General features: G+C 37.0%; 11 protein-coding genes and 1 CRISPR repeat array. All 11 genes read right to left on the bottom strand.

Annotation, left to right across the window (positions count from 1 at the left end; translation table 11 throughout):
- Positions 1-241: 241 nt before the first annotated feature.
- Complete coding sequence (locus tag DRZ96_RS04495; protein WP_112889744.1) at positions 242-436, bottom strand: hypothetical protein; 195 nt, start codon at positions 434-436, stop codon at positions 242-244.
- A 209-nt stretch (positions 437-645) separates the two neighbouring features.
- Positions 646-813, bottom strand: a complete 168-nt coding sequence (locus DRZ96_RS04490) for a serine/threonine protein phosphatase (protein ID WP_112889743.1) — start codon at positions 811-813, stop codon at positions 646-648.
- Between the two features lie 98 nt (positions 814-911).
- Positions 912-4,219: a CRISPR direct-repeat array (repeat unit 32 nt; unit sequence ATTTCAATCCACGCACTCACGGGGAGTGCGAC).
- A 122-nt stretch (positions 4,220-4,341) separates the two neighbouring features.
- Positions 4,342-4,635 carry a CRISPR-associated endonuclease Cas2 gene (cas2, locus tag DRZ96_RS04485; RefSeq protein WP_112889742.1) on the bottom strand — a complete coding sequence of 98 codons (294 nt, stop codon included), beginning with the start codon at positions 4,633-4,635 and terminating at the stop codon, positions 4,342-4,344.
- A 1-nt stretch (position 4,636) separates the two neighbouring features.
- Positions 4,637-5,668 carry a type I-C CRISPR-associated endonuclease Cas1c gene (cas1c, locus tag DRZ96_RS04480; protein ID WP_112889741.1) on the bottom strand — a complete coding sequence of 344 codons (1,032 nt, stop codon included), beginning with the start codon at positions 5,666-5,668 and terminating at the stop codon, positions 4,637-4,639.
- Positions 5,665-6,318 carry a CRISPR-associated protein Cas4 gene (cas4, locus tag DRZ96_RS04475; protein WP_112889740.1) on the bottom strand — a complete coding sequence of 218 codons (654 nt, stop codon included), beginning with the start codon at positions 6,316-6,318 and terminating at the stop codon, positions 5,665-5,667. The genes cas1c and cas4 overlap by 4 nt, the downstream gene beginning before the upstream one ends.
- Before the next feature lies 1 nt (position 6,319).
- Positions 6,320-7,171: a type I-C CRISPR-associated protein Cas7/Csd2 gene (gene cas7c, locus DRZ96_RS04470; RefSeq protein ID WP_112889739.1), complete on the bottom strand. Its 852-nt coding sequence runs from the start codon at positions 7,169-7,171 to the stop codon at positions 6,320-6,322.
- Complete coding sequence (locus DRZ96_RS11665; protein ID WP_236587158.1) at positions 7,164-7,418, bottom strand: hypothetical protein; 255 nt, start codon at positions 7,416-7,418, stop codon at positions 7,164-7,166. The genes cas7c and DRZ96_RS11665 overlap by 8 nt, the downstream gene beginning before the upstream one ends.
- Positions 7,419-7,461: 43 nt before the next feature.
- Entirely contained in the window at positions 7,462-9,141 is a 1,680-nt protein-coding gene (locus tag DRZ96_RS04465) for a type I-C CRISPR-associated protein Cas8c/Csd1 (protein ID WP_236587157.1), read from the bottom strand.
- 13 nt (positions 9,142-9,154) lie between these two features.
- Positions 9,155-9,859 (bottom strand): type I-C CRISPR-associated protein Cas5c, encoded by a 705-nt coding sequence (cas5c, locus tag DRZ96_RS04460; RefSeq protein WP_112889738.1) that lies wholly within the window; start codon positions 9,857-9,859, stop codon positions 9,155-9,157.
- A gap of 207 nt (positions 9,860-10,066) precedes the next feature.
- Positions 10,067-12,646, bottom strand: a complete 2,580-nt coding sequence (gene cas3 / locus DRZ96_RS04455) for a CRISPR-associated helicase Cas3' (RefSeq protein ID WP_112889737.1) — start codon at positions 12,644-12,646, stop codon at positions 10,067-10,069.
- Between the two features lie 43 nt (positions 12,647-12,689).
- Positions 12,690-13,628: a phosphoglycerate dehydrogenase gene (locus DRZ96_RS04450; protein WP_112889736.1), complete on the bottom strand. Its 939-nt coding sequence runs from the start codon at positions 13,626-13,628 to the stop codon at positions 12,690-12,692.
- Between the last annotated feature and the right edge of the window lie 49 nt (positions 13,629-13,677).

Below are 13,677 nucleotides of genomic sequence, written 5' to 3'. Positions count from 1 at the left end.
TTCAATCCACGCACCCGTGAAGGGTGCGACTTGTTCAATCAAGAGGTGATTATACAGTATGAAAATTTCAATCCACGCACCCGCGAAGGGTGCGACCGTCAATATCGCATGTAGCTTTTTTTAAATCTTTATTTCAATCCACGCACCCGTGTAGGGTGCGACATGAGTCTAAAGATACTACTGTAGAAAAGGGACATATTTCAATCTACGCACTCACATGGAGTACGGCTAAATTTACCTTTTATTTTTTATAGTTAGGGTTTTCATTTTTGAAAATCTCTACCAACTCTTCTACTTCTTCCAAAGTCTTTGCATATTTCCTCGCAAATGTTCTCGCATTACCCTTATTACGACTATATCTTTTAGACTCCGGGTTATTCTGTTCCCACTTCTTCGTTGCTCGTCTTTGTGCCTCAGATGTTTTCAATTCTTTCAATATTATCATCTCCATTTCTTATATCAATTCATGCACCCGTGAAGAGTACGACAAACTACTATGAACTTAATTCTTGATGATACCAAAATTTCAATCCACACACACTTTTAAAGATTCGATCTAAAGAGATGATATCTTAAACGGTGCAATATCTCATATTCAGCACCAATTCCAATCACTACAACCCTAGAATAATTTACGTCATACTTTTAATAGCATTTTTCTAAATCAAAATATCCTAACCCATACGCATCTTTGTCCTTAGCTAAACAAATTAATATTATCTCTTTTTCATAATCTCTTGATATACCTATTGTTGGGAATAAATCTCCAAACCTCTCAATATAATCATCTTCTAAATCTTTGATATTTTTCATAATATTATTATATCTCCTTAAGAATATTGATCATTTAAAACCACACACCCGTGAAGGGTTCGACTAGTTTTGCTTTTGGGTGGGGTTCGGCTTCAGACATTTCAATCCACGCACTCACGGGGAGTGCGACTGGTCCCTTGGCCTCTTGGCGGTGCGGGGATCAAGCATTTCAATCCACGCACCCGTGTAGGGTGCGACTTACCAACCATAAGAAAACACGGAGCGTACATGACAATTTCAATCCACGCACCCGTGAGGGGTGCGACTGTACTTTATAGAGCAAACAAAAACCTCACACCTATTTCAATCCACGCACCCGTGAAGGGTGCGACATGAGTCCTATAATACTACACTAATGTATATTAGAATTTCAATCCACGCACCCGTATGGGGTGCGACAAATTACAAAAGATATTGATAATTTAATCTGTGAATTTCAATCCACGCACCCGTATGGGGTGCGACATCCTTATAAACTCTTCCCTACTGTGAGTTAGTTCATTTCAATCCACGCACCCGTATGGGGTGCGACGGGGCATCTTTGGAAATACCTTATGACCTACTTATATTTCAATCCACGCACCCGTATGGGGTGCGACGTCTTCATTATCTTTCAATTGATTTTCGACGATTTATTTCAATCCACGCACCCGTATGGGGTGCGACTTATTTTGATCTAATGTGCGTGATTTACGTGCATTAATTTCAATCCACGCACCCGTATGGAGTGCGACAGGTGCACAAGCGGCAATAATACCTGTTACTTGTACTATTTCAATCCACGCACCCGTATGGGGTGCGACTTATACCTCAAAAATATCTAGAACTTCAAGAGTAATTTCAATCCACGCACTCACGGGGAGTGCGACGGAATTGTATCTTATAAAAATTCCCATGGAAAATGATTTCAATCCACGCACTCACGGGGAGTGCGACGTTAATGCCAGTATATCTTTATCTTCAGTATCAAAATTTCAATCCACGCACTCACGGGGAGTGCGACTCCAAGTCTGGACTGATAGAGTCGGCAAGACTGATATTTCAATCCACGCACTCACGGGGAGTGCGACGTATGATAAATATATACACGTTTCTAATTGCGAAATTTCAATCCACGCACTCACGGGGAGTGCGACGGAATTGTATCTTATAAAAATTCCCATGGAAAATGATTTCAATCCACGCACTCACGGGGAGTGCGACGGGGATAGCTACATCAAGGCTATCTCCTCTAAAATTATTTCAATCCACGCACTCACGGGGAGTGCGACGCAAACCACGAGGACAAAAAAGTTTTAATTGACGATTTCAATCCACGCACTCACGGGGAGTGCGACAAATAGATTAAAAGATTCAGGTGAAATTTTATCAGATTTCAATCCACGCACTCACGGGGAGTGCGACGCCTTAAGCCACACATTACAGTTAGGACATAGAATAATTTCAATCCACGCACTCACGGGGAGTGCGACTTGGCAAGTTATAGCTAAGGCTTGTAGCCCTAATTGATTTCAATCCACGCACTCACGGGGAGTGCGACCACTTTGGAGAAAATACCTTGTAGCTTTCTGTTTATTTCAATCCACGCACTCACGGGGAGTGCGACTTTGGACTTTGACAACATAGCCGCAGGAGAAACCATTTCAATCCACGCACTCACGGGGAGTGCGACGAGATATTTTTGAGCAACAAGGTCAAATGTATTTATTTCAATCCACGCACTCACGGGGAGTGCGACGAGAACTTAGAAGAGCAGACCTCCCAGAGGTAAGAATTTCAATCCACGCACTCACGGGGAGTGCGACTAATTCTGCACTGAGGAATTTACGAAGGACGAAAATTTCAATCCACGCACTCACGGGGAGTGCGACATTGGTCCGAAGCTATAATTCTTATAATCTTTTTATTTCAATCCACGCACTCACGGGGAGTGCGACTATATCCATTTCCCACCACGTTTGGAAGATTTTTTATTTCAATCCACGCACTCACGGGGAGTGCGACATCGCTATTAATACATAACTCCATTGATAGAGAATTATTTCAATCCACGCACTCACGGGGAGTGCGACTCCAAGTTGTCAAGGTCGCTTTTAGTTCTTCTAAAATTTCAATCCACGCACTCACGGGGAGTGCGACCAGTAATGGCAGGTACAGTCGACCCTCCAACTCTTATTTCAATCCACGCACTCACGGGGAGTGCGACTTCAAGGTTTATAAATGTAAGATTATAACTTTTTAATTTCAATCCACGCACTCACGGGGAGTGCGACATGTAGATGATGTTTTAGAGTTTGCAAGTAAGACATTTCAATCCACGCACTCACGGGGAGTGCGACTTCTTACATTTAAAGGAATAATGGACGATGTTATGATTTCAATCCACGCACTCACGGGGAGTGCGACAACGGCGGTAGGATTGAGCCTTATTTTCAGATTTATTTCAATCCACGCACTCACGGGGAGTGCGACAAGCTATTGACCGAGCCTTTCCGCAGGATCAGGCATTTCAATCCACGCACTCACGGGGAGTGCGACCTTGACTATGCCAAACTTTTAAATGGGGAGCATAATTTCAATCCACGCACTCACGGGGAGTGCGACGAAAAAACTATCGAGGATAAATGGGCATGGGTAGAATTTCAATCCACGCACTCACGTGGAGTGCGACAGGGCAAAAAAGCCTATAAATACATTCTCTTGATAAATTTCAATCCACGCACTCACGGGGAGTGCGACCTTGACTATGCCAAACTTTTAAATGGGGAGCATAATTTCAATCCACGCACTCACGGGGAGTGCGACGAAAAAACTATCGAGGATAAATGGGCATGGGTAGAATTTCAATCCACGCACTCACGGGGAGTGCGACAAGTCTTTCAAAGCACCAGTCAGCACCTGAAAGGATTTCAATCCACGCACTCACGGGGAGTGCGACTCCATTTATTTTTTATTGTGAGGTCGTCATAAGAATTTCAATCCACGCACTCACGGGGAGTGCGACAAGGTTTGTGACATGAATAATTTAAACTATAACTTATTTCAATCCACGCACTCACGGGGAGTGCGACACTAAATGTAAAAGTCCAATATGCAAGAATAAAAAATTTCAATCCACGCACTCACGGGGAGTGCGACCTGGTCGCTGATAAGATTTGATAGGTATTGCTCCCAGATTTCAATCCACGCACTCACGGGGAGTGCGACGCTCCCAGGTATCCTGGCGGTGCGGGGATCAAGCATTTCAATCCACGCACTCACGGGGAGTGCGACGTTCTACAAAATACATATTGAGTAGTCTTAATATATTTCAATCCACGCACTCACGGGGAGTGCGACTTAAAGATGAGTCAGATACATGGTCTGATTATCAAATTTCAATCCACGCACTCACGGGGAGTGCGACTGTATTTTTTAGCCATTATCTCCTAGTAAAAAATACAGCTAATCATTTTTTGAAGAGTTTTGTCTCTTTTTTCTTTGTTTTTTGTGAGTTAGGTCTATACTTTTTATGTCCAGGTCCAAGTCTCATAATATTAACAAGTCTTTTTCTGGGTTATAGGTGTCATCTCTCCCTAGACTTTCCACTCTTCTTTCCCAATTTTTCCCTAAATTATAAATTCTTATGGAATCTTTTTGGGGATCTATTATTTTTTCTAATTTATTTTTTATTTCTACTAAGTCAGCTGGATATATGTTTAGTTCGAATACTGAGTTCTGTACTCTTTGTCCATAATCAAGGCATACTTTTGCAACTTGTCTCAATCTTTTCTTGCCAGCTGGCGTTATCGTCTCTACATCGTAAGTAATCAGCACTTGCATTTTATCCTCCTATCATAAAGGGTGGATAGGCTTCTATATCTCCTCTTAGGTAAGAGTTTAATAAAAGGGCCTGTACATGAGGGAGGAGTCCGATTTTTATATTTTCTTCTAGAAATGGATGGTAGATTTCTTCTTGTTCTCTCTTGTTCCAATTTTCTAAAACTACCTGTCTGCCCTTTTCGTTTAAGAGGGTTGCTCCATTTTCTTTCACTTCAAAATGATTCTTGTTTATTCTATTTAAGTTTATCATTGAAAGTGTGAACTTATCAACTAGAAAGGCGCGCATCTCCTCTATTATGTCAAGAGCCATACTGACCCTTCCTGGTCTATCTGTGTGGAAAAATCCTGCGTAAGAATCAATCCCAACTCCTTCAAGGGCTGCAGCAATGTTATTGGTAAGTAGAGAATAGAGAAAGGATATTAGGGCATTAAACCTATCCATTGGCGGTCTCTTGCTCCTGTCTATAAAGAAGAAGTCTTCTCTTTGTTTTATTATGAGTTCATCTAAGACAGAGAAGTATCCTCTTGCAATTATTCCCTCAATACCTCTCACACTATCTTTGTTTTCACAGTTTTTTATTTCTAGCATAAGCAGCTTTATTGCTTCTATTACTTCTTCTAATCTTTTGACATCTACCTTATCTTTATTGTCTAATTTTCCTCTTATTAAAATTTTTCTAGAGTTGTAGGCCTTAGCATAAATTATATTTTTTACAAAATCCAAGGATTCTTCTGATTCTTGCATCTTGTATTGTCTTTTTCTCGTGTAAATATTTCCATAAGAGGCTCCTATGACCCTTCCACAATATTTTCCATAGGGTGTGAAGAATGTTATTGCCACATTTTCTTCCATGCACATCTTCATGAGTTCTGGGCTGACTCCCATATAGTTGAAGCAAACTATTTGCTTTAAGATGTGTATGGGATACCTTGCGATTCTCTGTGAATCTTTGGTTATGGAAATATTTCTTCCTTCCTTTCTAAGATAGTAATCAGGATTTGTTACATATAAGGTGTTCAGTAATTTTTTCATAATTCTGCCCCATAAATATAATTTCCAACATTTTTCATCTTCTTTGTCAGCCTTGGATTGCACTCATTATACAGGGAACACATCCTGCAATTCTTATAATTTTCTGCCTTGGGGATAATCTTATTCTTGTAATAGTAGTGCATGTCTTGGGCTGCTTTTGTAGTTAAATCTCTAAGTTCTTCTGTAAATTCAACTTTTTCTCTCAAATCAGTTTCATTGTAGTAAAGATAACCGTAGTCTAACTTAATATTAAAGTTTTCTTCTATGCAGATTGCCTGAGCCATAAGCTGGGCATTGTCGTAGTTGTATTTTTTCTTCTTGCCTCTTTTATATTCTACGATTACGGGTAGCCACTTGCCCTTCCTATTTTTTAATTCCACTCCCTCATCTGATTTGTGAAATTCAATTGCATCTAGCCTGCCAGAAAGTCCCAAGTTTTTGGAACTCACTGACATGGCTCTTGATATTATAAGTTCCTTTCTCTTTTCTTTTATAAAAGGTTTATCTACCTTTGTATGGATGACTTGCCCCTCTGCTGTAAAGGAGTTTTCCGTCCAAATATTTTCAACATGGATAAGGGCCCACTGTCTCTTGCAAAATAAAAAATGTTGGACTCCACTTAACATTAAATATTCATCTTCAGGATACATTTTAAATTCCTTGAATGTGTTCTACTTTTAAGCCTTTTTCCTCATATTCCTTTAATTTTTCTTCATCAAGTCTAATATTATAGTCTTCATATTTTACCTTTAGGTCTTCTACATTTGGTAAATCATATTGTAATAGGTCTTTTATCTTTCCACTTGACACATCGCCAACCTTTGATGAGTGGTTAAACCAAAAGATATCTTTTACTTCCATGGATCCGTCTGGTCTTGCTGATGATACGTCATTTAAAAATAAAGTTTTTATACATTCTTTTATAGTTTCAACATCTTCTTCATCAAAGCCAGTTTTTTCTGCAAAGTAAGAGTTTATACTTCCATTAACTAAATATACTCCGTGGTCAACAAAGTGCTTTGTTCCCATAGTATCTGCACTTCTAGTTTTTCCTGCTCCTGGTTCCATTCCACTTATGGATTTAGTTATTTGCATCGTTGTGATTTCTATTGGATCAAGTGATTTTGCAATAGATATGGAAACTGGTCCCCTTATTCCAAGTGATCTTTTTTGATAAGTAAAGACTTGACCAAAGGACCTAATATCAAGCCATTTTTCATTGGCTCTTTTTTCAACTTCTTCATCAGATTCTTTGCTAAATTCATTCTCAAATCTTTTTTGAAGAGACCTAAAGCCATCGTCACTCCTGTCAAGAGACTTTACAAAGATATCGTGACCCATGTCCTGCATCCTATTTCTGATTTTTCTCTTTAAACAAACATCTGAGATTTCTCCAAAACCCCTGTTGTCAATTCTTGGCATATTTCCTGTTAGAGGATCTCCATTTGGGTTAGCTCCAGAAACTTCTATTGTAAAAATAAAATCCACCTTATTGTTAATCATTTTTTTCCTCGCTTTCTCTTGTAGTTTTTTTGTATAAGTAATCTAATTCTTTAATTTGTGCTTGATATCCAAATAAAAATCCCGAGTTCAAGGGTCTATTGGTTTCTAGGCCATTGAATTTGTAATTTTCCCCTATAAGATCAATTACATCTCCAGCTTCTCTTTTCAAAATATTTCTTATATCTCTAGTTCTTTCATTTGCATGCAACTTAAAATCATAGGGCTTGATTAAATCGCTAAGTCTCATGCTCATAGTAGCAGGTTTATTTAAATAACTTGACCAAAGTTTTTCAGCATTTGTTATTCTTTCGTCGTCTTTTTTTATAAGTAAAAGCTTCAGTTTTTTCGTATATAGCCAGAAGTCTACCAAATAAGTAAGACCTATCTGTTTCTTTTTTGTCTAACATATTGCTTTCAATCCCTTCCTTTTCTCTTAAAGCTGCCAAGGCACATAATTTAACTAAATTCCAATATTTTTCATAGTTCAGCCTATTTCTTATATTAATTTCTAAGGCATGAAGAATATTTTTAGGCATGTCCCTGCCTTCAACAATAGCCATTAAAATGTTTTTGTATTGATCTGTTGAAAAACTCTTTTTGGAAATTTCAAGACCTTTATCCCTCTCAACCCCATAAGCCGCTCTTATTAAAGTTATGGGACTAGGAGTATATTCACAATATTTTCTTTTTTCTTCATCATATCTAATCCAGCTATACTTATTTTGCCAGCTGATTAAATTTTCTTTTAATCTTGAAGCTTCCATCTCCCTAAAATATTTAAGAGCTACCCTACCATTGCTGACCTTATCAATTATTGCAATGTAGTACTTGGAAGTGTCGTCAAATAAAATTCTTCCACTAGTAAAGGACTTAACTATGTCCTCAGACCTTTTGTCTGCAATAGTCATAGAAATGTCTTTAGCTTCTTCTTTAGCTTTTTCCTTTAATTCTTCATTCGATGGGATAAGATTTTGTATATTTGTAAAATCAGTTTTGCCTGACCCTTCAATACTTGTTTCTGATTTTTTTGTTGGGTCCATTCCTGACTTATTTTGGATGTCATCAGAAAACCAACTCAAAACATAAGTAAATTCTCCAAGCCACCTAGAAGTATTTTCGCCATTTAAGAGGGCCTTTGCCATTTGTAAAATTTTTTGGCTCGAGTCCTTGCCAATTTTTATAGTTTCGTCAGGCTTATCAAACCTTCCAAGGAAGTTTTCATTGTTGGCAGTTATTTGAGAAATAAGTCTTGCTGAACCTATAAGGGGTTTGTGTTTTAGACACAAGAAGTCTTCTTTCCCCGATATGTTGCAAATTATTTTTTCAGAGTCCTTGTCCTTGGCAAAACTTTCTTCTGTGTATCTTATAAATTTTTCTTGTAAGTTTTTATTTTCAGACAAGCTTAGATTTTTCTTGCCCTCATAATCTTCTACTGCAAAAGTTAAAAATACTTTTGAAAAATCAATTTTTACAGTCTTGGCTTTCTTATCAGAATTGTCTACGTATTCAACATTTTTGTCTTTTGTGATTTTATAGTCCCTGTACAGTTTAGATAATATCTCTTCGAAAACCTTTTCTTTGACTATATAGTCATGGACAATCTCTACAAAGTCATCTCTGTCGTAATTAAGCCAAGATTCTTGCTGATTGATGTAAGCTTCGGACTTTTTTGTATTGTCTTGGATTACATAATCAAAGTTATCGAAAAGAGGATGGGGTGCAACCCCGCTGGACCTTGCTACAGAATCTTCTGTTACAGGAAAGATTACAAGGTCTCCATCACCTAAAAACTTTGCATCAACTAATTCACTTTTTTTATTAATAGTAATTTCTACAATATTCTTACCATTGGACTTCATGGAGTTGTGATAAATTGGCAGTATTAAATTCGATTTATCCTTTAAATCTCCTATTAAATTGTTTTCTAGTCCAAAGTTATATGAACTGTATAAGGCAGTTAAAAAACTCAATGTATCACCTCCATTAATAGTCTTCTAATTCTTGGTCTACTGTCCTAGTTAGGCCTGGCTCCTTAAAGGAATAGTTTGAAACTTCATTTATTATTGGGCAGTCTTCAGGTCTTTGAAAAATTATTCTTCCATTTTTCATATTGATTGGTCCATAGGCTGATCTCAACATTTCGCCAGACTTCTTAGGATAGATTAGTCCAACTAACATAAGACCAAAGCCTAAATTAGTATCATCGTAATAGCCTTCATCATTTTCATACTCTTCTTCTGTCAAGTATTCAATGTAGCCTTGGCATTCAGAAACTCCCAAAAAAATTGGTCTTCTGCCTCCTCTCTTAAGGGATCTTTCTGTTATGGCCTCATGCTTCATAAAGTTCCTATCATTTTTTAGGTCCTCCCTGTCTTCATTCCACTCAAAGTGAAATTTTACATAATAGCAGGGGTTAGAAAGATATGTGTAAGCAGATAAATCAGCGCTGTAGTCTCTTAAGAGAAGTCTCATTCCCTGAGTGTAGGATTCAATTTTATTCATTATCCTCACTTCGTCAATTACATTTGTGATTGTGGGTTTAAAATAATTTGCATCAATTATTCCCTTCAAACTTTCTCTAGTAGGAACGCTGTAAGAAATCTTCTCTCCCCCTGACTTACTTTCTGGTGAAGTGAATAGGGCCCTGTCACCATATACTTTTGCATAAAAGTATTTTGACTTATTCATAATTAACACCTCCTTTGATTTTTATTTACGAAAACGATATCATCTTTATCTAACTTCATGTTAATATGAAATATAAATTTTGTCAATGTTAATTTTATTTTTATTTTTTATTTTTTTTGATATAATTGTTTTATCAGCGAGAGCTGTGGATTGAAAAATGTTTATATGGAAGATAGACCCTATTATTAATAAGGGTCTTTTTTCTTTTTAATAACTCATAAATCCAAGCTCATCAAAACTTACCCCAAATTTTTCATTGTAATAAGAGTTTGGGAGAATATAAATGTATCCATCTAAAATATTGTCGCAGGAATTTAAATCTTTTTTATTAATAGAAACAGTGTGTCTCGAAAGTTTCTTTACTATTCTCTTTAACTCTTTCAAATTTTTTAGGTAATCTGGACCTTTTAATTCCTTTGCTAGATCCATCAACCTATTTAAATCCTCTTCAGTTTCCTCGTAATAGACGATGACACTTCTATTCTTGTCTTCGATTAAGTCAAAGTCCTTGTAGGCCTCTTTAAAGGATTGAAATAAGTCAAAGAAAATTCCCCTCTGTTCATCAAACAAGTATCCTGACTTATCTTCTAGTTCCTTTTTTGTCTTATTTAATTTTTTAAAATTACCTGAAACTTCTTTATTCTCAGCCAATAATTTTAAGACATCAGAATATTGGTCGTCCTTTAAATTGCTATAGAGTTTTTCAAAATATTCTTTTGTAAGTTTCTTTAAATCCAAGTCCCCCGATGACTTATTAATGGCAAATTTGCAGGCAGCCTTTCTTTCATCTACACCCTTTAACATAGAAGTTTTTTCTTCGTTTTTATCTAAGTTTATCAAGTAGGTGAAGGCAGACTTAAGATGTCCCTCTCTGTTGCACCTTCCCATGGCTTGAACTACTGAGTCCATGCCAGAAAGAGACCTTATGACAAGATCAAAGTCTACGTCCACTCCTGCCTCAATGAGTTGAGTAGACACGACGCAAATTTTGTCTCCATCTTTAAGTCTCTCTTTTATTTCTCTAATCTTTTTTAATCTGTCGCTGGCTGTCAAATTTGTTGTGAGATAATAGAGGTCCTTATCATCATAATTACTTTCAAGCAAGTCATATAACTTTCTCACAAGTTTTTTTGTGTTTAAAATAACTAGGTTAGACTTATCTAGGTTTTCCAAGACTAGGTCTCTTATGTCTTCTATACCGTACATCTTATTTATGTCACCATAAATTTTTAGCCTTGCCCTTTCAAAGGCTGAAAAATCATAATTTTTGTAGTCTATAATGTCTTCACACTGACCTCCAAAATTTCCATAAGAAAGTTTATGATCAAGATCTTCTAAGGCATTTGTAGGTTGAGTCGCTGTGGACAAAACAAAAGTCGCCTTCATTACAATTTTCATAAAGTTAAGGGCCAAGTTTGTCATGTATAAAAATTCTGTTGGGATAGACTGCCACTCGTCCAAAATAATTACAGAATTGATGAAGGACTTAAACCTCGTTAGGTTAGCTGACTTACCCTTAAATATGGAGTTATAAAATTGAACCATGGTTGTCAACACAACAGGCGAAGTCCAATCATCTAGGAGGAACTTCTTCCTTACTTGGTCTAATTCGTCGTCCCTATCATCAGTTTCGAGCTCATCTTTATCATCAACAACATTGGAGTGGTGTTCCAATACAAAATCATCATTGTTTAAGATTTCTCTCATTTCAGAGGCATTTTGCTCAAGGACTGACAAAAAAGAAGTAACATAAAAGAACCTCTCCTTGCCTTGATAGTTCATTTGATTTATTCCATAGCGAAGGGACAAGAGGGTCTTGCCTGCACCCGTTGGAAGGTCTAACTTATAAATTCCAAGCTCATCCTTCTTGGATCTCGTTAATATATCTCTGGAGATTTGATTTCTTAAAATATTTAATCTTCCCTCAGGCTCTCCAAAGGACTCGTACTTCCTATTGATTTTCTCTTCAAATTTCTTCTCAACTTGTCTTAACTTTTCTACATCTTCATCAAGTATGACCTTGTCGTAGGCATTTATTGTGTCTTTGATGTCTGCAGACTTTAGAATTGAAACTAAGAGCCTTATGAAAAGTGACTTATAAAAATACAGGGCCTCAGATTCTTTTTTATTTGAATATTCTTTGGCAGAGTCCTTTAATTTTTTTATTATTTCAAGATATTCTAAAAATCCCTTACAAAAAACATCTTTTATATAAAGACCTTGGGATTCATAAAATTTTTCAACTTCTTTATAAAAGTCATCAATAATAAGACTCTCTTCTTTATTCTCCCCAAACCTATAAGAAGAATTTTCAATTTTTTTAAGCCTATCAAGGCTAGTCAAGACATAGGCCATGTCTTCGTTCTTCCTCACCATGTCGTACTGGCCGTGGTGGGACATAATTGTGTAAATCAAAATATTTATATAGTCACTTAAGTCTAAAAATGCCAATCTATCTTTTTGCAAAACACTTCTCAAGTCTAAGATAGATTGTTCTTTACTATGGTGGATTTCTTCAAAAACAGAATGATAAACTTTCACGACAAATAGACCACCTAGGCTTGAGTGGTCTACTTTTTTATTTGAATTTTTTGTGATTTTATCTTGAAAATCAAGGCTGGCCTTGCCTATGTCGTGGAGAAGTCCTGTTAAGAAAGTAATATTTTCCATATCAACTTTCTTGCCAATTTTTTTTGCTTCATTTCCAGTTTCTAAAAGGTGGGCATAAAGTGTTTGTTTCTTTTCTCTCTCATCCCCACCTATGTGAGCGTACAACTTATCTAACATAAAACCACCTCAAATTTTTTTGTAATTGATCTTAAAAATATTCTTAATAACCCTTGTCGAAGTCTACTATATTTTTGAAGTCGCCGTCGTTTTTTAGGGCCTTGAGGTTTTGGTAGGCTGTGGCAAATTGTCTTGTGCTAAGGTCTTCGCAGGCAAAGGATATGTGGGGATAGATGTAGACATTTTCGAGATCCCAAAGTTCTGAGTCCTTGCTTAGGGGTTCTTCTTCGAAGACGTCTAGGGCTGCTCCCCTCACCTTACCTGCTTTTATTGCATCAACTAGGGCATCTTCGTCTATTGTTGATCCCCTTGAGATGTTCACAACTACAACTCCATCTTTTAATTTTGCAAATCTATCTGTATTTAAGATGTGGTGAGTTTTTTCTGTTCCTGGCAGGCACATGATGATGTAGTCCATGTCTTTTAAAATCTTATCTAGTTCTTCTAGTGAATAGACATTGTCAAAGGGCTCAACCTTTCTCCCGCTGGTGTTAAATCCATTTAATTCCATGTCGAAGCCCTTCAGTCTTTTGGCTCCTGCCACTGCAATAGTTCCTGTTCCCATAAAAAGTGCCTTCTTGCCATAGAGGTTGTAGGCAAAGGCCCTCTTCTTCCAGATCTTTTCCTTTTGGTTTTCTATATTTTTTCTGTCGTCCTTATTTATTTGTAGGAGTCCATAAACTATCCACTCTCCTATGGGGTCGTCGTAAGCTCCGTTGTTGTTGGAAAGAGTTATTTCCTTTTCCTTGATATAGTCCAAGTCAAGGAAGTCTATGCCAACTGAGGTTAAAAATATATATTTTAAATTTTTGTGGTCCTTGTAATTTATCTTTTTTAAATCTATGGCTCCAATCAAAATATCTTCGCCATAGTCAGCTTTTTCATTGGGATTTTTTTCATCATAGCTTAGGACTTTGTAGCCTAGTTTTTCTATTTTCTCTCCATACTTTCTTGCCAGACCCTGGCTCAATAAAACTTTCATTTCTACCTCCATTTATAATATTTATTCTTTAATAGATTAATTCGCATTC

The sequence above is a fragment of the Peptoniphilus harei genome (assembly GCF_900454685.1).
Taxonomy (GTDB): domain Bacteria; phylum Bacillota; class Clostridia; order Tissierellales; family Peptoniphilaceae; genus Peptoniphilus_A; species Peptoniphilus_A harei.
This window is presented reverse-complemented; position numbering and strand designations above follow the sequence as displayed.

Bases quoted from the DNA above. Each gene is read 5' to 3' on its own strand.
- DRZ96_RS04490 (WP_112889743.1), bottom strand. From the start codon at position 813: ATGAAAAATATCAAAGATTTAGAAGATGATTATATTGAGAGGTTTGGA.
- cas2 (WP_112889742.1), bottom strand. From the start codon at position 4,635: ATGCAAGTGCTGATTACTTACGATGTAGAGACGATAACGCCAGCTGGC.
- cas1c (WP_112889741.1), bottom strand. From the start codon at position 5,668: ATGAAAAAATTACTGAACACCTTATATGTAACAAATCCTGATTACTAT.
- cas4 (WP_112889740.1), bottom strand. From the start codon at position 6,318: ATGTATCCTGAAGATGAATATTTAATGTTAAGTGGAGTCCAACATTTT.
- cas7c (WP_112889739.1), bottom strand. From the start codon at position 7,171: ATGATTAACAATAAGGTGGATTTTATTTTTACAATAGAAGTTTCTGGA.
- DRZ96_RS11665 (WP_236587158.1), bottom strand. From the start codon at position 7,418: ATGAGACTTAGCGATTTAATCAAGCCCTATGATTTTAAGTTGCATGCA.
- cas5c (WP_112889738.1), bottom strand. From the start codon at position 9,859: ATGAATAAGTCAAAATACTTTTATGCAAAAGTATATGGTGACAGGGCC.
- cas3 (WP_112889737.1), bottom strand. From the start codon at position 12,646: ATGTTAGATAAGTTGTACGCTCACATAGGTGGGGATGAGAGAGAAAAG.
- DRZ96_RS04450 (WP_112889736.1), bottom strand. From the start codon at position 13,628: ATGAAAGTTTTATTGAGCCAGGGTCTGGCAAGAAAGTATGGAGAGAAA.